The 19,915-nt window shown below is 56.3% G+C and carries 18 protein-coding genes and 1 pseudogene; 14 read left to right on the forward strand and 5 right to left on the reverse strand.

What is annotated here, in order from left to right; genetic code table 11:
- Nucleotides 1-83 precede the first annotated feature (83 nt).
- Together AM329_RS05715 and AM329_RS05720 are read left to right on the forward strand one after the other, a co-directional pair.
- Nucleotides 84-1,682, forward strand: coding sequence for an ABC transporter substrate-binding protein (locus tag AM329_RS05715; RefSeq protein ID WP_032609282.1), 1,599 nt, complete (start codon nucleotides 84-86; stop codon nucleotides 1,680-1,682).
- A 74-nt stretch (nucleotides 1,683-1,756) separates the two neighbouring features.
- Nucleotides 1,757-1,990, forward strand: coding sequence for a DUF2526 family protein (locus AM329_RS05720; RefSeq protein ID WP_032609280.1), 234 nt, complete (start codon nucleotides 1,757-1,759; stop codon nucleotides 1,988-1,990).
- Between the two features lie 3 nt (nucleotides 1,991-1,993).
- Here the strand turns inward: AM329_RS05720 and AM329_RS05725 are convergent, their stop codons facing one another.
- Together AM329_RS05725 and AM329_RS05730 are read right to left on the reverse strand one after the other, a co-directional pair.
- Complete coding sequence (locus AM329_RS05725; RefSeq protein ID WP_003856973.1) at nucleotides 1,994-2,443, reverse strand: DMT family transporter; 450 nt, start codon at nucleotides 2,441-2,443, stop codon at nucleotides 1,994-1,996.
- Nucleotides 2,440-2,958, reverse strand: coding sequence for a GNAT family N-acetyltransferase (locus AM329_RS05730; protein ID WP_032609278.1), 519 nt, complete (start codon nucleotides 2,956-2,958; stop codon nucleotides 2,440-2,442). Before AM329_RS05730 ends, AM329_RS05725 begins: the two co-directional genes overlap by 4 nt.
- A 148-nt stretch (nucleotides 2,959-3,106) precedes the next feature.
- Here AM329_RS05730 and AM329_RS05735 point away from each other — a divergent pair, with 148 nt between their 5' ends.
- From AM329_RS05735 to AM329_RS05745, 3 genes are all read left to right on the forward strand, one after another.
- The gene (locus AM329_RS05735) at nucleotides 3,107-3,682 is read left to right on the forward strand and encodes a helix-turn-helix domain-containing protein (protein ID WP_003856978.1); all 576 of its coding nucleotides are present in this window, start codon (nucleotides 3,107-3,109) and stop codon (nucleotides 3,680-3,682) included.
- Nucleotides 3,683-3,748: 66 nt separating this feature from the next.
- Nucleotides 3,749-4,783, forward strand: coding sequence for an NADP-dependent oxidoreductase (locus tag AM329_RS05740; protein WP_003856979.1), 1,035 nt, complete (start codon nucleotides 3,749-3,751; stop codon nucleotides 4,781-4,783).
- Between the two features lie 259 nt (nucleotides 4,784-5,042).
- Nucleotides 5,043-5,711, forward strand: a complete 669-nt coding sequence (locus AM329_RS05745) for a GntR family transcriptional regulator (RefSeq protein ID WP_003856981.1) — start codon at nucleotides 5,043-5,045, stop codon at nucleotides 5,709-5,711.
- A 123-nt stretch (nucleotides 5,712-5,834) separates the two neighbouring features.
- Here AM329_RS05745 and pqqU read toward each other — a convergent pair whose 3' ends face one another.
- Nucleotides 5,835-7,952, reverse strand: coding sequence for a TonB-dependent receptor PqqU (pqqU, locus tag AM329_RS05750; RefSeq protein ID WP_032609277.1), 2,118 nt, complete (start codon nucleotides 7,950-7,952; stop codon nucleotides 5,835-5,837).
- A 246-nt stretch (nucleotides 7,953-8,198) separates the two neighbouring features.
- On the opposite strand from pqqU, the gene AM329_RS05755 reads away from it, so the two are divergent.
- Nucleotides 8,199-9,260: a YncE family protein gene (locus AM329_RS05755; protein ID WP_032609275.1), complete on the forward strand. Its 1,062-nt coding sequence runs from the start codon at nucleotides 8,199-8,201 to the stop codon at nucleotides 9,258-9,260.
- 93 nt (nucleotides 9,261-9,353) lie between these two features.
- Here the strand turns inward: AM329_RS05755 and ansP are convergent, their stop codons facing one another.
- Nucleotides 9,354-10,850, reverse strand: coding sequence for an L-asparagine permease (gene ansP / locus AM329_RS05760; protein WP_022648235.1), 1,497 nt, complete (start codon nucleotides 10,848-10,850; stop codon nucleotides 9,354-9,356).
- Between the two features lie 327 nt (nucleotides 10,851-11,177).
- Complete coding sequence (locus tag AM329_RS05765; RefSeq protein ID WP_032609273.1) at nucleotides 11,178-12,068, reverse strand: LysR family transcriptional regulator; 891 nt, start codon at nucleotides 12,066-12,068, stop codon at nucleotides 11,178-11,180.
- Between the two features lie 112 nt (nucleotides 12,069-12,180).
- Here AM329_RS05765 and AM329_RS05770 point away from each other — a divergent pair, with 112 nt between their 5' ends.
- From AM329_RS05770 to AM329_RS05810, 8 genes and pseudogenes are all read left to right on the forward strand, one after another.
- Complete coding sequence (locus AM329_RS05770) at nucleotides 12,181-12,579, forward strand: cupin domain-containing protein (RefSeq protein ID WP_003856991.1); 399 nt, start codon at nucleotides 12,181-12,183, stop codon at nucleotides 12,577-12,579.
- Nucleotides 12,580-12,650: 71 nt separating this feature from the next.
- Nucleotides 12,651-13,190, forward strand: a complete 540-nt coding sequence (locus tag AM329_RS05775; protein ID WP_003856993.1) for a shikimate kinase — start codon at nucleotides 12,651-12,653, stop codon at nucleotides 13,188-13,190.
- 109 nt (nucleotides 13,191-13,299) lie between these two features.
- The gene (locus AM329_RS05780) at nucleotides 13,300-14,301 is read left to right on the forward strand and encodes an LLM class flavin-dependent oxidoreductase (protein WP_032609271.1); all 1,002 of its coding nucleotides are present in this window, start codon (nucleotides 13,300-13,302) and stop codon (nucleotides 14,299-14,301) included.
- Entirely contained in the window at nucleotides 14,298-15,419 is a 1,122-nt protein-coding gene (locus AM329_RS05785) for an amidohydrolase (protein ID WP_003856998.1), read from the forward strand. Before AM329_RS05780 ends, AM329_RS05785 begins: the two co-directional genes overlap by 4 nt.
- 16 nt (nucleotides 15,420-15,435) lie before the next feature.
- A pseudogene (locus tag AM329_RS26080) lies at nucleotides 15,436-17,699 on the forward strand (NtaA/DmoA family FMN-dependent monooxygenase).
- A gap of 9 nt (nucleotides 17,700-17,708) precedes the next feature.
- The gene (locus tag AM329_RS05800; RefSeq protein WP_032609269.1) at nucleotides 17,709-18,218 is read left to right on the forward strand and encodes a GNAT family N-acetyltransferase; all 510 of its coding nucleotides are present in this window, start codon (nucleotides 17,709-17,711) and stop codon (nucleotides 18,216-18,218) included.
- 9 nt (nucleotides 18,219-18,227) lie between these two features.
- Entirely contained in the window at nucleotides 18,228-19,154 is a 927-nt protein-coding gene (locus AM329_RS05805) for an amino acid ABC transporter permease (protein WP_032609267.1), read from the forward strand.
- Nucleotides 19,138-19,911 (forward strand): amino acid ABC transporter ATP-binding protein, encoded by a 774-nt coding sequence (locus tag AM329_RS05810; protein ID WP_003857007.1) that lies wholly within the window; start codon nucleotides 19,138-19,140, stop codon nucleotides 19,909-19,911. The genes AM329_RS05805 and AM329_RS05810 overlap by 17 nt, the downstream gene beginning before the upstream one ends.
- Nucleotides 19,912-19,915 lie beyond the last annotated feature (4 nt).

The following is a 19,915-nucleotide window of genomic DNA, read 5'->3' on the forward strand; positions in this document are numbered from 1 at the left end:
TGATAGTGATTCGTTATTTGTCAGGCCAATACGTCTGTGCTGTTATTACTGTTCACTATAATAAAACCGAAAGGGTAATAACCATGTCTACAGGGAAAACCGTGCTCGCCCTCGCGCTGAGCGCGCTGCTACCGGCAAGCGCCGCATGGGCGGCAAATAAAGACACCATTATCTACTGCTCCGAGGCGTCGCCGGAGTCGTTTAACCCGCAGATCGCCAGTTCTGGACCTTCGTTTGTCGCCAGCTCGCAAACGCTGTATAACCGTCTGATTAACTTCGACCCGGTAAAAAACACGCCGGTGCCTTCCCTGGCCGAGTCGTGGACCATTTCGCCAGACGGCAAAACATACACGTTTACCCTGCGTAAAGGGGTAAAATTCAACAGCAATAAATACTTCAAACCTACCCGTGATTTTAACGCTGATGACGTTATTTTCTCCGTTATGCGTCAGAAAGACCCTAAGCATCCCTATCACAATGTTTCCCAGGGTAATTACGAATACTTTAATGACGTGGGCCTCGACAAGCTCATTCAGGATGTGAAAAAGATCGACGATTATCACGTCCAGTTCACGCTGAGCGGACCCAACGCGGCGTTCCTGGCCGACTGGGGAATGGACTTCGCCTCGATCCTCTCTGCCGAGTACGCGGACGCGATGCTGAAAAAGGGGACACCTGAAAATGTGGACACCTGGCCAATCGGCACCGGCCCGTATGTGCTTCAGCAGTACAAGGTGGATTCGCTGATCCGCTACGTCGCCAATCCGAACTACTGGGACGGTGAGGTGCCGACCAAACACCTGATCTTCTCCATCACGCCAAACGTTGAGACGCGTCTGGCGAAGCTGCAAACGAACGAGTGTCAGATCATTCCTGCGCCGTCGCCGGTGCAGTTTGAAGCGATCAAGAAAAACAAAGACCTGACCCTGCACTCGGTGGATGCGCTGAACGTGGGGTACCTGGCGTTCAACACGGAGAAAAAACCGTTTGATAACGTGCTGGTGCGCCAGGCTCTGAATTACGCGACGGACAAAAAGGCCATTGTGAACGCGGTCTTTATGGGGTCTGGTACGGTCGCTAAATCGCCGATCCCGCCGAACATGCTCGGCTTTAATAAAGACCTGAAGGATTACGGCTACGATCCGGAAAAAGCGAAAGCGCTGCTGAAGCAGGCGGGTCTGGAAAAGGGCGCGGAAGTGACCCTCTGGTCCATGCCGGTTCAGCGTCCGTACAACCCGAACTCACGACGCATTGCGGAGATGATCCAGGCTGACTGGGCGAAAGTGGGTGTGAAGGCGAAAATCGTCTCTTACGAGTGGGGTGAGTACCTCTCCGGCATGCGTAAAGGCGAGCATGATTCCGCGCTGTTCGGCTGGATGTCTGATAATGGCGATCCGGACAACTTCGCCGATGTGCTGCTGGGTTGTAACAGCATCAAAACCGGATCTAACGCCGCGCGCTGGTGTGATAAGGGGTATGATGAGCTGGTGCAAAAGGCCAAACTGACCAGCAACCCGGACGAACGTGCGAAGCTGTATGGACAGGCACAGGAGATTTTCTATCAGCAGGCACCGTGGATTGCGTTAGCTAACGGCAAAACGTTCTACGCGACCCGCAGCAACGTGACCGGGTACAGCGTGAGTCTGATGGGCAGTGACTTCTCGAAAGCGAAGCTGAACTGATCGTATTCTTGCCGGGGGGCGGCTATGCCTTACCCGGCCTACAGTTAGCACCCGGCACGTGATAAGGAGTGACAATGTCACATTTAAACAAAGTTATCGCCCGCGTCGATGCCACCATCGAAGAGAGCGTGATTACCCACATGAACGAACTGCTGAACGAATTAAGCGACGATGCAGAGCTCAGCCGTGAAGATCGTTATACCCAGCAGCAGCGCCTGCGTACCGCGATTGCGCATCATGGCAAGCAACATAAAGAAGAGGCGGAGGCACGCCATGCCCACCTCACGCAGGGTGGGACTATCCTGTAAGGGTTAAAACTGGCGCCGTGCCACCAGCCAGGCGCCAACCACCAGCATCACTGCGCCGCAGACCGGGCCAACCAGCGCGCGCAGGGGAACGCCGTTGCTCTTGAGGATGTCCATCACCAGACCGCCAATCAGCTGGCTTGCCACCAGTACGGCAATGGTCGTTGCCGCGCCCACATTCTGATATCCGCTAATACTGGCAAAGACAAAAAATGACCCCAGCAGGCCGGGGATCAGTGTCCACCAGCGCACCGTTGACGCCAGTTCGTTAAACCCCGCCATGCCATTTTTCACCAGCAACATGCTGACAAACAACACAATCCCCACCAGCGAGTTCAGCAGCATGGCGATAAGAATGGTGGAAGAGGATTGCGTAATGCGCACCATAAGGGTGTTTTGTACCACCAGCCCAATCCCGGCGGCCACCAGAAATGCTAACGTCAACGATTGATTCATGGCAGAGCATCCGGATCGCTGCGCTCATCGAGCTGGAGTTGCATAAAGGTTAAATCCAGCCAGCGACCGAATTTGGTTCCTACCTGCTGCATATTTCCGGTGGTAATAAAGCCCAGGGTTTCATGCAGATGAATCGACGCCTGGTTCTGCGCCTCAATACCGGCAACCATCACATGTTTACCTATCTGGCGGGCTTCCTTAATTAATTCCGTCATTAGCAGTCGACCAATGCCTTTGCCCTGATGATCGGGATGAACGTAAACCGAGTGCTCCACCGTATGGCGAAAACCGTCGAATGCTCGCCAGTCGCCAAATGAGGCGTATCCCGTCACTACACCTTCTTCTTCACTGACCAGCACCGGATAACCCAACAGCGTGCGCGCCTCAAACCATGCAATACGGTTATCGGTATCGACAGTTGTATCGTTCCATATTGCGGCGGTGTGCAGCACCGCATGGTTATAAATTTCACCGATAGCGGCACAATCTTCTTTGCAGGCATGACGAACAATCATGGTTAACCTCTGGCTGTGTTGTTCACTATAGTAGTATGGTTTTGTCACAATACTACACAGTTCATGTATTCCATCGCTACGACAAAATCCCTGTTTTTTTGTCACAAAACTCCCCCGAAAAACCATCCGTACACTATAGTATGACGTCATGAATACAATGACAGACAATATGAATCAACGCATTAGCGCCCGCATACGCCTTGAACGCGAGTCGCGTGGCTGGTCATTAAGCGAACTGGCCGAACGGGCAGGTATCTCACGCGCCATGATCCATAAGATTGAACGGGGTGACAGTAGCCCAACGGCGACGCTGCTTGCGCGGTTATCCGGTGCCTTCGGTATTAGCATGTCTACGCTCATTGCGCGCGCGGAAATGCAGGAGGGCAAACTATTACGTCTGGCGAACCAGCCCGTCTGGCGCGATCCGCAAACCCACTATTTGCGTCGCCATGTGTCGCCGCGCACCGATATGCCTATCGACCTCGTCCAGGTGGAGCTACCCGCAGGCAGCGATGTGCCGATGCCCGCTTCCTCTTACGCGCTGGCGCGACAGCTGATTTGGTTGCAGGCAGGTGAACTGGTCTTTCTGGAGGGGGATACCCGCCATGAAATGAAGGCCGGAGATTGTCTGGAACTCGGGCCGCCGAACGACTGCCGGTTTATCAACGAAACGGATGAATCGTGCCTCTATCTGGTCGTGCGGCTTAATCAGTCCGGCTCATAATGCAAAGGCGATCCGCAGGATAACGTGCCAGACTTGAATGACATTTTCAGCAGTAAGGAGCGAAGAATGAATCAATCAACTACGCAAAACCGACGCTGGGTACTGGCTTCCCGTCCACACGGCGCGCCGGTTGCCGAAAATTTCCGCCTGGAAGAGCAGCCGATCCCCACGCCCGCAGAGGGACAGGTATTATTACGCACCGTATGGCTCTCGCTTGATCCGTACATGCGGGGCCGTATGAGCGATGCGCCATCCTATTCACCTCCTGTCGAGATTGGCGCGGTGATGGTGGGCGGCACGGTAAGCCGCGTCGAGACCTCCCGCCATCCGGATTATAAAGAGGGTGAATGGGTGCTGGGTTACAGCGGCTGGCAGGAGTATGAACTGTCCGACGGGCAGGGGCTGGTGAAGCTGGGTGAAAACCCGTCGCATCCTTCATGGGCACTCGGCGTGCTCGGGATGCCGGGCTTCACCGCGTATATGGGGCTGCTCGATATCGGCCAGCCTCAGGCAGGAGAAACCCTCGTCGTGGCGGCGGCCACGGGGCCGGTTGGCGCAACGGTGGGGCAGATCGGAAAAATCAAAGGGTGCCGGGTCATCGGCGTGGCTGGCGGGGAGGAGAAATGCCGTCATGCGGTCGACGTGCTCGGTTTCGACGCCTGTCTGGATCACCATGCGGATGATTTTGCCGAACAGCTGGCGAAAGCCTGCCCGCAGGGCATTGACGTGTATTATGAAAACGTCGGCGGTAAAGTCTTTGACGCCGTACTGCCGCTCCTGAATACCTCCGCGCGCGTGCCGGTTTGCGGACTGGTCAGCGGCTACAACGCGACCAACCTGCCGGAGGGGCCGGATCGCTTGCCGCTGCTGATGGGGACCATCCTGAAAAAACGCATCCGCATGCAGGGCTTTATCATCGCTCAGGACTATGGTCATCGTATCGGCGAGTTCCAGCAGGAAATGGGACGCTGGGTGAAGGAAGGCAAAATACACTATCGCGAGCAGGTCACCGAAGGGCTGAACGCGGCGCCGGAGGCGTTGATTGGGCTGCTGGAAGGGAAAAACTTCGGCAAGGTCGTGATCCGCGTGGCGGCGGACTAAACAGAGCATCGGTTATGGCGGGCAAAGTCCGCCATAATTATTTGTGAAGATACGATATATTGTCTTTAATTAATCCATAAGCATTGCGCGCCATCGGCCCAGCTGAGCCAGAAGTGGTAAACGTAATAGTAATTGAACAATTTTTATTTTAACGCGCGCCCTTCATACCAGGCATGACGATACAGGATATATCAAACCGGCGATGTTTTTTTAAACAGTCGCTGAAAATGGCATTTTGTTTTGGCTACGGGAATTAAACATGCTTGATTTGGAAAACCTGGAAAAAGCACAAAGAATCAGTCTGACGATGCAAGTTGAGAACAGTTTAAAGGGAGCGTTAATTACGGGCTCATTAAAACCTGGGGCTCGACTCATCACGAAAGAGATTGCGGATAAATTAGGCACCAGCATCACACCAGTGCGCGAAGCCCTGCTGCGTCTGGTGTCGGCAGGCGCATTACAGGCCACGCCTGCTCAGGCGTTTTTGGTGCCAGAGGTTACGCTGGAGCGTTATAACGAAATTAACGCCATCCGAAAACAGCTTGAGCCGATGGCCGTTGCGGCGGCGTGTCAGAATATGACCGAGACCAAACTGGATGCATTACGCGCGCTGTCAGATAACTTCAGCACCGCCATGCATCAGGGCGACGTGCAGAAGGCGATCCATGCCAACCGCGTGTTCCGGTTTACGCTCTATCAGTATGCCGAAATGCCGACCCTGAACTCGCTGATTGAGCAGCTATGGGTACGGATTGGTCCGTGTATCAACTACCTGCACGAAGAGATGAAAGATATCCCTGCCACGACTTACCATTATGCCGATCTGCTTTCTGCGCTTGAGCAAAGGGACGTGACGGCCAGTCGGGAAGCGATCGACCGAGCCATTGATGAAGCCAATATCCTCCTGCAACGGCAATACTACAGTTAAGGATCGCACTGGCGCACTTATTTTTTTATTCGTTTTAAACTTCCCTGAGTATATTCCCGGCGCTTAAGGCTACCGGGAATGATGTTATTTTTTTACCGGCAACGTGCGCTGCCGGAAAATGTTTTACTCAAAGCGATAAGAGACCGACAGGCCCACGCCATAGTTACGGCCAGGGGCGGGTTCGTAATAGCGATTGTAGCCTGCGTTTACAATCTCTGAACCGACGTACTCTTTATCGAACAGGTTATCGACGCGACCAAAGATGTCCATTCCCCATTTGCCGTAATTGAGTTTATACCCGGTATTCAGACCGACCACGGTATAAGAGGGCGCTTTGGCGGTATTGGTGTCGTTTGCCATCACGTCGCTCATGTAGCGGGCATCTGCCCCCGCGTACCAGCCTTCCTCAGGCTCCCAGCCAAACGACGCATACCCCATGTTACGGGCAATCCCCGGCATCCGGTTGCCGCTACAGTCTGCATTGCTACAGACGTTGGTACGGTAGGTCGCATCGAGATAGGTCCACGCCATTTTCAGCTTCCAGTTTTCGGCAAACTGCTGGTCGAGCGCAATTTCCACACCCTGACGGCGCGTTTTCCCCGCATTTTTGTAGGTAGTGCGACCATCTTTGTTTTCGTCTACCACGATCTCGTTGTCGTTATCCGTGCGGAACAGCGCCGCCGTCAGGATGCCATTGCCGATGCGGGTTTTGCTGCCAATCTCATAGGTGTTGTTGGTTGACGGTTGCAGGTTGATATTGAGGCCGCCTTTGCCATCAGAACGGTATGAGAGTTCGTTGATGGTAGGGGTCTCAAATCCCCGTCCCGCCGCGGCATACAGGTTCCAGGCGTCGGTCACGGCGTATTTCACCGCACCAGCCGGGAGCCATTTATGGTAGCTGGCGTCACCGCTGTCATCGCCGTTTTGCGGGGTAATGTAATGATCGTTGGAGTCAAACCAGACGGAGCTGTAACGCACGCCCGCCTCAACGGACAGCTTTTGCGTGAGCTGCCATTGGGTTTGCAGGTAGGGATCAAGGTTCCACATCAGGTTACGTTCGTCACGGCGTTTGTTACCCTTCACGCCAAAATCCGGCACGCCGTTGTTCATCACGAAGTTTTCATACCCGCGGCGATTTTCACTCATATTTTCGTAGTTCAGGCCGGTGGTAAACGTTACCGGCACCAGCAGCTCACCGCGGTGGGTCCAGCGGGTATCAATACCCTGATAGTGGCGCTGCATATCAATTACGCCACCCGAATGCGAAGGATTTTCAGTCTGCGCGGTATCCGGAATGGACTGGTACTGGGTCATTTCACGCTCACCGGCGTACATCATCACGCTGAGGTCGTCCTGTTCGCTCAACTGACGGTCGTAGCGGATCCCGGCCTGGGTCTGCTTAATGGTTTTACGCGTGTTGTACTGATCGCCACGGGGTGACTGGCGTGGGTTGTTCTGCCACTCCTGATAACTCAGTCCGCCCGGATCGTTGGCTTTCATGTCGACGCTGTTAAAAATCAGCGTTAGCTTGCTGACATCATCAATGCGTACGCCCAGTTTCGCATTGGCGAGGTTTTTCCGTGCGCCGCTGTGGTCGCGATAGCCATGGGTGGTGAAGCGGGTTGTGGATACCGCATAGTCCACATCCCCCGCCTGAGTCCCGTCGCCCACCGCACCGGTGGCCTTCATGCCGTAACGCCAGGTGCCGTAACTGCCGTAATAGCTGCTGGCTTCAATTGTGGCTGGCTGTTGTCCGGTCTGGGTGTTGATGTTGATTACGCCGCCGGAGGCATTGCCGTACAGGGCAGAGAAGGGGCCGCGCAGCACGTCGACGCTCTCAATGCTGTTGAGGTCTATGTTTGACGTCTGCCCCTGGCCGTCGGGCATGGTTGCCGGAATGCCGTCCACGTACATGCGGATCCCGCGTACGCCGAAGGTTGAACGCGCGCCGAATCCGCGAACGGAAAGTTGCAGATCCTGAGCATAGTTCTGGCGGTTCTGGATTTGCAGGCCAGGCACGCTCCCAAGGGATTCAGAAAGGTTGATGCGCGGTGTGGCATGTCGCATATCCTCGCCGCTCACCACGCTGACTGCGGCCGGGGTGTCCAGTTCGGAGACAGTTTGCGGCGTGGCGCTGACGATCAGGGTCTGTTCATCCGCGGCCATCGCACTCAGCGGGCCAAAAATGACGGGAGCGAACAGCAGGGGTAGTGATGCCTTGCGGGCAGTAATAATTTTCATGGAGTAAACCGGTTAAGAAAAATTCGAACCAAATCAACTGGAACCTGTGTATATATGTTAAATCCTTTGTAAATGTTATGAAAACTATAACCGCACATTTCGTGAATGTAAGGCTTTGAAGGAAAGAAATACTCCACATTCAACTGATTAATGATTACTATTCTCATTAAAATAACGGCAAAGCGATGACTTTGCCCACCGGAAGTGATGTCAGCGGTAAATCTCCTCATTTAAAAAGGAATTGTTATGTCTTTACGTCATCTGTGCTCGCCGCGCCTGCGTGGGTCTCTGCTGTTGGGCTCTTTACTGTTTGCCGGTACGTTCCAGGTTCATGCCGCTGAAGAGATGTTGCGCAAAGCGGTCGGCAAGGGCGCGTATGAAATGGCCGTCAGCCAGCAGGAAAACGCGCTGTGGGTTGCGACGTCACAAAGCCGCAAAACCGATAAGGGCGGCGTGGTTTATCGTCTGGATCCGGTCACGCTGGAAGTGACGCAGGCGATTCATAACGATCTCAAGCCGTTTGGCGCCACGATCGATAACGCCACCCAGACGCTGTGGTTCGGTAACACCGTCAACAGCGCCGTGACGGCGATTGACGCCAAAACGAGCGAGGTTAAAGGGCGCCTGGTGATGGACGATCGCAAGCGTAGCGACACGGTGAAGCCGCTTCAGCCGCGCCAGCTGGTGGCCGATGACACGACCAATACGGTGTACATTACCGGCATCGGCAAGGAGAGCGTGATCTGGGTTGTTGATGGCGCAACGCTGAAGCTGAAGGACACTATCACGAACACCGGCACGTTCAGCACCGGACTGGCGCTGGATGCGAAGGCAAAACGCCTGTATACCACCAATGCGGACGGCGAGCTGGTGACCATTGATACGGCAACCAACAAAATCCTCAGCCGTAAAAAAGTGCAGGATGACGGAAAAGAGCACTTCTACCTGAACCTGAGCCTGGACACTGTCGGCCAGCGTGCGTTTGTGACGGATTCAAAACAGCCAGAAGTGCTGGTGGTGAATCTGAAAGATGGCAGCGTGATGCAGAAAATCGCCGCGCCAGAATCGCTGGCCGTACTGTTTAACCCGGCGCGTAACGAAGCCTATGTGACGCACCGCGAGGCGGGCAAGGTGAGCGTGATTGACGCCAAAACCTACAAAGTGACCAAGACCTACGATACCCCGGTTTACCCGAACAGCCTGGCGCTGTCTGCGGACGGTAAAACGCTGTACGTAACGGTGAAACAGAAATCAACCCGTCAGCAGGAAGCGACCCAGCCTGACGATGTGATTCGTATCGCGCTCTGATGTGGGATTTGCCCGGTGGTGGTGCGCTTACCGGGCATAAAAAAACCATGAAATGCAGGCCGGGTAAGGCGAAGCCGCCACCCGGCTTTTTTATTAACGCGACGTCTCTTCCACCAGCGGACCGTCCTGTTTGTCATCTCCAGGATGAACCGGTGCGGTACTGTGGATTTCATTCACGCGTTTACGAACGCCAAACCAGCCAGCAATCAACAGCACCGCCAGCAGCGGTATTGTGGCGATGGTGTAGGTACCGTTCGGGTAGTCGAAGGCCATCAGCACCAGCACGCTCAGCAGGAACAGCAGGGTAAGCCAGGAGGTCACCGGTGCGCCCGGCAGCTTGAAGCTGACGTCAGCCGCTTTTCCTTCTTTGATCGCTTTGCGCAGACGCATCTGACACACCACAATAAAGGCCCAGGAGGCAATAATGCCCAGTGCAGCGACGTTCAGCACGATCTCAAACACCTGAGACGGCACCAGATAGTTCAGGAACACGCCAAAGATATACACCACCAGAGTGGCCAGAATACCCGCGTAAGGCACCTGCTGCTTGCTCATCTTCGACATAAACTTCGGCGCAGAGCCCCCCATCGACATGGAGCGCAGGATACGGCCCGTCGAATAGAGTCCGGAGTTCAGGCTGGAGAGCGCGGCGGTCAGTACCACGATGTTCATGATGCTGCCCACGTACGGCACGCCCAGCTTAGAGAAGAAGGTTACAAACGGGCTTTGGCCCGCCTGGTATGCGTTCCACGGCAGCAGCAGAACCAGTAGCACCACGGAGCCCACATAGAACAGGCCGATACGCCAGATCACGCTGTTGATGGCTTTTGGCACCATCGTCTGCGGATCTTTGCATTCACCTGCCGCCGTACCGACCAGTTCGATGGAGGCAAAGGCGAACACCACCCCCTGCACCAGAACCAGCGCTGGCAGCAGGCCGTGCGGGAAGAAACCACCGTTATCGGTAATCAGGTGGAAGCCGGTTGCGTTACCGTCCAGCGGTTTACCGGTGCCGAGGAATACGGTACCGACCACCAGGAAGATCACAATGGCCAGCACCTTAACCAGCGCGAACCAGAACTCCATTTCGGCGAACCATTTCACGCCGATCATGTTCATGGTCCCGACAATTGCCAGCGCTCCGAGGGCGAACACCCACTGCGGCACATCGCCAAACGCGCCCCAGTAGTGCATATACAGCGCAACGGCGGTGATATCGACAATACCGGTCATTGCCCAGTTAACGAAGTACATCCAGCCCGCGACATACGCGGCTTTTTCACCAAGAAACTCGCGGGCGTAAGAGACAAAGCTGCCGCTGGAAGGGCGGTGGAGTACCAGTTCGCCGAGGGCACGAAGGATGAAGAAAGAGAAGATCCCGCACACCAGATAGACCAGGGCGAGAGCGGGGCCAGCCATTTGCAGACGTGCGCCTGCACCTAAAAACAGACCTGTACCGATAGCGCCGCCGATGGCGATCATCTGCACCTGACGGTTGCCCATCGCCTTGTGATAGCCCTCTTCATGAGAGTTCAACCAGCGACGTTTCGCAGCATGATGATCGGCTGCGCTTTTATTGCTTGTTTTCATTGAGTTACCTGTTTGCCTGTCTGAACCATTAACGTGATAGTCCTGCCTGGCAGATGCCGAAACAAACGATTGCTTCTGCGCAGACACATGCTGCCTTTCCAGTCATTCTGTGTATGGATAAGGCAAAACATGGCGAGGCATCCTACCCGCAATTGATAAGCGACGCAAAATATAACCGTGCCGAAAGTGATGCACGTCGAAGGAAATCGTGTGGTCAGAGCAGACGGGGATCACAACGCGCTGAATCGTGGCGTTTTTTTAGGCAAAAAGGTCTGCGAATGCTGATTTAATCATCAGGTTTACTTAATAGTTACTTATAGGTAGAGACTATGTATGCCGCAGGGCTGCAATAAGTAATGCAAAGGCGGTAGTGTGCTGGCGGCGGCTCGGATAATACAGATGGTATCCCGTAAAAGCCGGACACCAGGCTTCAAGCACACCCACTAACCGGCCCTTAGCAAGGGCGTCCTGAACCGCATCTTGCGGAACATACGCCAGCCCCAGACCGTTTTCGGCGGCATCGATGCGCTGCGGCAGGCTGTTGAGGATCAGCTGGCCGTCAACCCGCACGCGCAGCTCACGTCCGTCCCGTTCAAATTCCAAGGCATATAATCCGCCGCGTGTGGGCAGGCGCATATTAATGCAGCGGTGCTGATCGAGCTGCTCCGGCGTTTTCGGTATGCCGAAACGTTGCAAATACTCTGCTGACCCGACAACCGCCATGCGCATGTCCGGCGCAATACGTACCGCAATCATATCTTTCGCCACCTGCTCACCCAGACGCACCCCTGCGTCAAAGCGGCCATCAACAATATCAGTCAGCCCATTGTCCACCGTGACTTCAACGTTGATGTCAGGATACTGCGCCATAAAGGGTTTAAGCACAGGCCACAGCACTGTAGACATGGCGTGTTCCCCGGCGTTAAGGCGAATATTCCCGGCAGGTCTGTCGCGGGTATCACGCAACGCGGTGAGTTCCTGCTCGATCTCCAGCAGATGGGGGCTTAAGCGCATGAAGAGTTGCTCACCGGCCTCGGTAGGGGCTACGCTACGGGTGGTGCGGGTTAACAGACGGACTTCCAGCCTCGCCTCCAGATTGCGCATTGCGTGGCTGAGTGCCGACTGAGATACCCCAAGCTGCGCCGCGGCGCGGGTAAAGCTGCGCTCCCGGGCGACGACCATAAAGGAAAGCAGATCGTTGAAGTTGTCTTTTAACATGGCGGCTTACTCGATTTATGAATTGAACTCATGGTTCCTTTCTGATTATGCACTCTAATGCTCCCCATGGCTTTACGCTACTGTTAACGCAACAGCAAACGAGGAGTAAATCATGAAAATTATCCGTAGCGGTTCGTTACCTTCCGTTCAGGGTCCAGAGGCCTGGTTTACCGGCAGCGTGCGCATTGACGCGCCTTTCCAGGCGACTGAACCGGCAAAAGTCGGTGGCGCGACCGTCACCTTTGAACCCGGCGCACGTACCGCCTGGCATACGCATCCTCTTGGACAAACGCTGATCGTGACGCAGGGGCGCGGCTGGTTACAGGAGTGGGGGAAAGAGGCGGAACCGCTGAATCAGGGGGATATCGCCTGGATCCCACCCGGCGTGAAGCACTGGCACGGCGCAAGCGCGCAGACGGCGATGACCCATATCGCCATCGCAGAAGCGGTCGAAGGGAGTCCGGTGGCGTGGCTGGAGAAGGTCACCGACGAGCAGTATCCGAACGAGTAGTCTGGCGTTTCGTAAACAAATTATTAACGTTATGATTCGATCCGTTTTCTTCAGCATTTGCAGGCGGAACGGTGAAAATCAATATCATAGGTACCAGCGGAAGTGGGAAAAGCACGTTTGGCAGGCGAATCGCGGAGGCGCTGGCTATCCCTTACATTGAGATGGACAGGCTTTACTGGCGAGCGAACTGGCAGGGAACACCGGACGATGAGTTTCTTGCAACCCTGGAAAAAGCGCTCGCCGCCTCGCCTGACTGGGTCCTGGACGGGAATTACAACCGCACACGCGACGTTAAGTGGCGCGACGTCGATCTGGTGGTGTGGATAGATCGTGGGTTTATCCGCACGCTCTGGCAAGCGGTGACGCGGGCCTCCAGACGCGCCTGGCACAAACAGGAGCTCTGGCCCGGCACGGGGAACCGCGAAAGCTTTCGTCGGTCGTTCCTTAGCAAGGACTCTATTATCATCTGGACGATCAAAACCTGGCGCAGCAACCGCAAACGCTATCAAGCGGATATGCAAAACCCGCAGTACAAACACATTCGCTTTCTCCGCATTACCCGACGGCAGGATGCCGAAAGACTCATTGCCTCGCTTAAATCACGCCGATGACAGACTCTCTATTGCCGTTTTCCGGCAATCCAAATGTAAATTAATTGTTTCTCAGAGGTGAAATCCGCCTTTAATAATGACGACATGTTAAGTCAAACGAGAACGCAACATGTCATGGCGAATCAGCATTCTGGATAAAAGCCCCGTCGCAGAACACGAAACAGCCGCCGATGCGCTGGCGCGAACCTTAGCACTGGCGCAGCAGGCAGAAACGCTGGGTTATCACCGCTTCTGGATTGCCGAACACCACAATACCCCGCAGCTTGCCAGCCCCTCGCCGGAGCTGCTGATTGCCTGGATCCTCGGGCAAACAAAGCGTATTCGCGTGGGCTCAGGCGGCGTCATGCTGCAACATTACAGCCCCTACAAAGTCGCCGAAAATTTTAACGTACTGGCCGCCATTGCGCCGGGCCGGGTTGATCTGGGCGTTGGCAAAGCGCCCGGCGGTCTGCCGCTCTCTACCCGCGCCTTGCAGTACGGCCTAAATCCGCAGGAGAAAGGCAGCTTTGCGGACCAACTGACGCAGCTTGATCGCTGGATCCGCCCTGAAAATCAGTCAGCGGAGGAGGACGTTCGCGCCACGCCGCTGCCACCGGCGCCTGCCCGGGGATTCCTGCTGGGCGCCAGTACCGAAAGCGTGCTGCTGGCGGCCTCCCTCGACTGGCATTTTGTCTTTGCCGCCCATCTGAATGGTGACCCTGAGCTGCTGCGCGACGTCGTCACAGCCTGGCGTCAACACAGCGTCCGGGAGGTGATTGTGGCCGTGCAGGCCATTGTTGCCCCAACCCAGGCTGAGGCCGATGCGCTGGCGCAGAAGGTTGAAGTGTGGGGCGTGGAGCTGGCAAACGGACAGCGCGTCACCGTCGCCAGCGAAGAACAGGCCTACGCCTTTGCGCGGCAGGCGGGGAGTGAACCGGTGCGCATCGCGCGTCGGGCGCAGTCTCTGCTGGCCGGAACGGCGGCGTCGGTGCATGAACAGCTCAACGCGCTGCATCAGCAGTGGGGGATTGACGAATTTATCATCGACACGCCGGTCGCTGATGGCGCAACGCGCGTGCAGTCCCTGCGACTGCTGGCCGAGGCGCGTCTTAACAGGGAGGTTACCGTATGAGCTTTAGCGAACAACTGATTGCCTGGCGCCGTGAGCTGCACCAGAACCCTGAACTCTCCGGTCAGGAGGTCGAAACAACGGCCCGCCTGCGCGAGTGGCTGACGGCAGCCGGGATTGCACCGCTGCCTTACGATCTCCAGACCGGGCTGGTTGCGGAGATCGGCACGGGCAACGCACTGGTTGCGCTGCGCGCCGATATCGACGCGTTACCCATCGACGAGCGCAGCGGGGTGCCGTTTAGCTCCCGGCGTGCCGGGGTGATGCATGCCTGCGGACACGACATTCACACCAGCGTGATCCTCGGCGCCGCGCTAAAGCTGAAAGAGCGGGAAGCCTCGCTCAACGGTCGCGTGCGGATCCTGTTCCAGCCTGCGGAAGAAAATTTCGGCGGAGCGAAAAGCATGGTGCGTGCCGGGGCGTTACGCGACGTACGCGCGATTTTCGGGATGCATAACGAGCCGTCACTGCCGGTCGGCGAGTTTGCCACGCGCGGCGGCCCGTTCTATGCCAACGTTGATCGCTTCGTTATTCACGTGACCGGCAAAGGCGCGCATGCCGCACGTCCCCACGAAGGCAACGACGCCATCGTGCTGGCAAGCCAGCTGGTAACAGCGCTGCAAAGCGTAGCCAGCCGTAACGTCAACACGCTGGATTCGGTTGTTCTGAGTGTGACGCGCATCGCCGGGGGGAATACCTGGAATGTGCTGCCGGAAAGCGTTGAGCTGGAGGGCACGCTGCGCACGCACCGCACGGAAGTGCAGCAGAACGTGAAAGCGCGCGTCGGTGAAATCGCCGCCGGATTTGCCAGCGCCTTTAGCGCGCAGATCAACATCACCTGGTACGCCGGGCCCACCGCGCTGGTGAACGATGAGCACTGGGCCGTGTTTGCCACCTCGGTCGCGCGCGAAGCGGGATATGAAACCCGGCATGCGGAACTGCACATGGGCGGGGAGGATTTCGCGGTCTATCTGCAAAACATACCCGGCGCGTTTGTCAGCATTGGCAGCAACAGTCCGTTTGGGTTACATCACCCGGCATTTAACCCGGACGAAGCATTAATCGAACCCGCTGCCCGCTATTTTGCTCAGCTCGCGGAAAAAGCCCTGCAACACGTTTAATTAATTTGAGGTGAATATGACTGCACATCGTCAATTGCGGCTGGGGACCATTTTGCATGGTGCATCCGGTAATATGTCTGCCTGGCGCCATCCCGCGGCGGTCGCGGATGCCAGCATTAATTTTGATTTCGTTAAAGAAACGGCTTTAAAAGCAGAAGAGGGCAAGCTCGACTTTATATTTGTGGCCGACGGTCTTTATATTAACGAGAAATCCATTCCGCATTTTTTAAACCGCTTTGAGCCGCTGACGGTGTTGTCCGCGCTGGCGAGTATCACCTCGCGCCTGGGACTGGTCGGCACGTTGTCCACCTCCTACAGCGAGCCCTTCACCGTTGCACGCCAGTTCGCCAGCCTCGATCACCTGAGCAACGGACGCGCGGGCTGGAACGTGGTGACCTCACCGCTGGAAGGGTCAGCGAAGAACTTCTCACGTGAAAAACACCCGGAGCATGCGCTGCGCTACCGCATTGCCGATGAGTATCTCGACGTGGTGAAAGGACTGTGGGATTCCTGGGAAGGGGATGCCTTTATCCGCAATAAAGAGAGCGGACAGTTCTTTGATGCGTCGAAACTGCATACTCTGGATCACCACGGTGATTTCTTCCAGGTTTCCGGCCCGCTGAATATTGGCCGCACGCCGCAGGGACGTCCGATTGTCTTTCAGGCTGGCGCGTCCGACGACGGTAAAAAGCTGGCGGCAAAACACGCTGACGCCATCTTTACCCACCATGACACGCGGGAAGAAGCCCAGGCTTTTTACCGCGATGTTAAACAGCAGCTGGAAAGTCACGGCCGTCGCGCAGGGGATTTACATATATTCCAGGGCGTCAGCGTGATTGTTGGAAACGACGCCGATGACGTAGAAAACCAGTATCAAACTACGGCGGCACTGGTCTCCATTAATGATGCGCTGAATTACCTCGGACGATATTTCGAGCATCACGACTTCAGCCAGTATCCCCTCGACGCGCCGTTCCCGGATATTGGCGATTTGGGCAAAAACAGCTTTCGCAGCACCACCGATGAAATCAAGCGTAACGCCCGTGAGCGCAACTTAACTCTGCGTCAGGTCGCGCTGGAAGCCGCATCGCCGCGCCCGCGTTTTTCCGGCACACCGGAGCAGGTGGCCGATGGTTTACAGGCCTGGTTCGAAGAGAAGGCGGCGGATGGCTTCATCATTCAGGGCGGCACGCCGGACACCTTCCCGCGCTTTGTCGACCAGGTGGTGCCCGTTTTACAGGCGCGCGGCCTGTTCCGCACCGACTATCCCGGCACCACGCTGCGCGAAAGTCTGGGCTTAGACGAGCCCAAAAATCAGTTCACACAACAATAAAAGAGAAAAACGCTATGCAGAAATCATCGCTTATTCTGGCGCTTGCGCTGGCCTTTACCCCTGCCGTCTGGGCAGAGAACGTCAATATTAACGGCACCGGCGTGAGCATTGAGGCCAATAAAACGCCGATCAATACCGCCAAAAACAGCGATGCGATCGCGCAACTGCCGAAAGACTATCGTTTTGCCGTGCCGGGGAAATTTACCGTGGCGGTGGCGGGACTGAATCAACCGCCACTGACGGTCTTTTCCGACGACAACAAAACTCTGCTGGGAAGTGAGGTCGACATCGCGCGTCTGGTAGCGGACAGCCTCGGACTGGAGCTGAACGTGGTGCCCACCTCCTGGGAGGACTGGCCGTTGGGGGTTGCCTCCGGGAAATACGACGCGGCTATTAGCAACATCACCGTCACTAAAGCGCGCAAAGAGAAGTTCGACTTCGCCACCTACCGCAAGGATTCACTTGGCTTCTACGTGAAATCCACCAGTCCGATCAACTCGCTTGTGAAGGCAGAGGATATCGCCGGGCTGCGCATCATCGTAGGTTCCGGCACCAACCAGGAGGCCATTCTGCTGGCATGGAACGAAGAGAACCTCAAAAAAGGGCTTAAACCCTTTACGCCGATCTACACCAAAGACGACGCGGCCCAAACGCTGGCGCTTCAGTCCGGACGCGCGGACGCCTACTTTGGCCCGAACGTGATCGGTGCCTGGAAAGCGGCGCTTAACGGTAAAACCAAACTGGTCGGCAGCGTCGATGGCGGCTGGCCGAAGGCAGCGCATATCGCGGTGACGCTGAAAAAAGGCAGCGGCCTGGTCGAACCGGTTCAAACCGCGCTGAATGGCGCGATCAAGAACGGAGATTACGACAAGGTGCTGAACCGCTGGGGGGAAGGCGTGGAGCGTATCCCCAGTTCCGAAGTTAACCCGGCGGGTCTGGGCGATTAAGGAGGCGCTATGCGCGAACAATTTCGTGACGTTTCGCCGGAAGATGCCGATCTTCAGCCCATTATCGAGGGGCTTTTTGGTGAATACGCCGCTCGTTACGGCGACTACTTTTCAAAGGATGCGGAAGTCGAGCTGACAGAGTGGTACCTGGCGCCGCAGGGGCTGTTTATCGTTCTGGAGCGCGATGGCGAGATCATCGCCACCGGGGCGTATAAGCCCTTCGACGAACATACGGCAGAGATCAAACGTATCTGGACGAATAAAACGCTGCGCCAGCAGGGGCTGGCCGCGCGCGTGGTACAGGAGCTGGAGCGCCGGGCGGTGCTGGCGGGCTACAGCCACATCTACCTGACCACGGGGTTTCGTCAGCCGGAGGCGGTGCGGCTCTATCTCAGCCAGGGGTTTCAGCCGCAGTTCGATCTCAACCGCGACCCGGAAGAGTACAGCCAGCCGCCGTTCGACGGTCGGCTGCGTTTCACCAAGACGCTGATCCGCGAAGCGCTCAGCAAAACCGCATAAGGAGCGACGATGAGCAACGTTGAAACCATAAAAGTGGTCCCGGCACGTTATCCGCTGCGCGCTGCTGGCGCCGTGGTGGCGCTGTTTGTGCTGGCGGTCGTGATCCAGTCCGTGGCCTTTAATCCGCGCTGGGAGTGGGCGGTATTTGCCCGCTGGTTCTTCGACCCGGTGATCCTCGAAGGCGTCGGCCAGACGCTGCTGCTGACGTTGATAAGCACTGTACTGAGCGTGGTGATTGGCGGCATGCTGGCGCTGGCGCGGCTCTCGTCATCATGGCTGTTGAGCAGCCTGGCGTGGGGTTACATCTGGCTGTTCCGATCGCTGCCGCTGATCGTGGTGCTGATTATCCTCTATAACTTCTCCTATCTCTACGACACGCTCTCTCTCGGCGTGCCTTTTACCGGCATTACCTGGGGCAGCTTTGAAACCATCAACGTTCTCGGGCAGTTTTCTACCGCCATCGTGGGGCTGACGCTGGTGCAGAGCGCCTATACTGCGGAGATCATTCGCGGGGGCTTCCTTGGGGTCGACCACGGTCAGTATGAGGCGGCCGCTGCGCTAGGTCTGCCGGCGTGGCGTCGCACCGTGCGCATAATTCTCCCGCAGGCGCTGCGCACCATCCTGCCGTCCGGGTTTAACGAAATTATCAGCCTCGCAAAAGGGACGGCGATGGTGTACGTGCTGGCGATGCCGGAACTGTTCTACACGATCCAGATGATCTACAACCGCACCCAGGATGTGATCCCGCTGTTGATGGTGGGGGCCGTCTGGTATCTGGTGATCACCACCGTACTGTCTGCCATCCAGCATGTTATTGAGCGTGGACTCGCCCGCAGCGAGCGCCGCTCCGCCGTAAACCAGAACCGGGCGGCGAGTCGCTCGCGTTCGGTCACCACTTCGCCAGCACAGGAGCCTGTTCATGCAAGCCTCTCCTGAAGGACACATTTCCATTACCGGCGTCAGTAAGTTTTTTGGCCGACATAAAGCGCTCGATAACGTCACGCTTGAGATCCCGCCGGGCTCCGTGACGGTGATCCTCGGCCCCTCTGGATCGGGAAAATCGACGCTGCTGCGCGCCATTAACCATCTGGAGCGCGTAGACGAAGGCTTTATTCAGATTGACGGGGATTACATCGGCTATCGCCGTCAGGGTGACAAACTCTACGAATTAAAAGAGAGAGAGATCCTCAAACAGCGCGTCAACGTTGGGTACGTGTTTCAGAACTTCAATCTTTTTCCGCATCTCACGGTGCTGGAAAACCTGATTGAAGCACCCATCGCGCATAAAAAGTTCAGTAAAAAAGAGGCTGTTGAAAACGCCTACAGCCTGCTGGATGTGGTAGGACTGCGCGATAAAGCCGATGCCTGGTCGCGTCACCTCTCCGGCGGCCAGCAGCAGCGTATCGCCATTGCCCGCGCGCTGGCGCTGCGCCCGCGCGTGATGCTGTTTGATGAACCAACCTCGGCGCTGGATCCGGAACTGGTTGGCGAAGTGCTGGACGTGATTAAAAAACTCGCCCGTTCCGGCACTACGCTGGTGGTGGTCACCCATGAGATCGGCTTTGCCCGGGAAGTGGCGGACCAGGTGGTATTTATGGTCGACGGTAAAATTGTGGAGCAGGGCAGCAGCGATGACGTTTTAAACCGACCGTCTCATCCGCGAACGCGCCAGTTCCTCTCAAAAGTGCTGTAAGGAG

It is taken from the genome of Enterobacter cloacae complex sp. AR_0002, assembly GCF_001922365.1.
Taxonomy (GTDB): domain Bacteria; phylum Pseudomonadota; class Gammaproteobacteria; order Enterobacterales; family Enterobacteriaceae; genus Enterobacter; species Enterobacter hormaechei_C.

Excerpts from the sequence above, each read along its gene's own strand:
- AM329_RS05770 (WP_003856991.1), top strand. The coding sequence starts at position 12,181 with ATGAAAATTATCCGTAGCGGTTCGTTACCTTCCGTTCAGGGTCCAGAG.
- AM329_RS05755 (WP_032609275.1), top strand. The coding sequence starts at position 8,199 with ATGTCTTTACGTCATCTGTGCTCGCCGCGCCTGCGTGGGTCTCTGCTG.
- AM329_RS05805 (WP_032609267.1), top strand. The coding sequence starts at position 18,228 with ATGAGCAACGTTGAAACCATAAAAGTGGTCCCGGCACGTTATCCGCTG.
- AM329_RS05800 (WP_032609269.1), top strand. The coding sequence starts at position 17,709 with ATGCGCGAACAATTTCGTGACGTTTCGCCGGAAGATGCCGATCTTCAG.
- AM329_RS05720 (WP_032609280.1), top strand. The coding sequence starts at position 1,757 with ATGTCACATTTAAACAAAGTTATCGCCCGCGTCGATGCCACCATCGAA.
- AM329_RS05715 (WP_032609282.1), top strand. The coding sequence starts at position 84 with ATGTCTACAGGGAAAACCGTGCTCGCCCTCGCGCTGAGCGCGCTGCTA.
- AM329_RS05735 (WP_003856978.1), top strand. The coding sequence starts at position 3,107 with ATGAATACAATGACAGACAATATGAATCAACGCATTAGCGCCCGCATA.
- AM329_RS05780 (WP_032609271.1), top strand. The coding sequence starts at position 13,300 with ATGTCATGGCGAATCAGCATTCTGGATAAAAGCCCCGTCGCAGAACAC.
- AM329_RS05730 (WP_032609278.1), bottom strand. The coding sequence starts at position 2,958 with ATGATTGTTCGTCATGCCTGCAAAGAAGATTGTGCCGCTATCGGTGAA.
- AM329_RS05765 (WP_032609273.1), bottom strand. The coding sequence starts at position 12,068 with ATGTTAAAAGACAACTTCAACGATCTGCTTTCCTTTATGGTCGTCGCC.
- AM329_RS05745 (WP_003856981.1), top strand. The coding sequence starts at position 5,043 with ATGCTTGATTTGGAAAACCTGGAAAAAGCACAAAGAATCAGTCTGACG.
- ansP (WP_022648235.1), bottom strand. The coding sequence starts at position 10,850 with ATGAAAACAAGCAATAAAAGCGCAGCCGATCATCATGCTGCGAAACGT.
- AM329_RS05785 (WP_003856998.1), top strand. The coding sequence starts at position 14,298 with ATGAGCTTTAGCGAACAACTGATTGCCTGGCGCCGTGAGCTGCACCAG.
- AM329_RS05725 (WP_003856973.1), bottom strand. The coding sequence starts at position 2,443 with ATGAATCAATCGTTGACGTTAGCATTTCTGGTGGCCGCCGGGATTGGG.
- AM329_RS05810 (WP_003857007.1), top strand. The coding sequence starts at position 19,138 with ATGCAAGCCTCTCCTGAAGGACACATTTCCATTACCGGCGTCAGTAAG.
- AM329_RS05740 (WP_003856979.1), top strand. The coding sequence starts at position 3,749 with ATGAATCAATCAACTACGCAAAACCGACGCTGGGTACTGGCTTCCCGT.
- pqqU (WP_032609277.1), bottom strand. The coding sequence starts at position 7,952 with ATGAAAATTATTACTGCCCGCAAGGCATCACTACCCCTGCTGTTCGCT.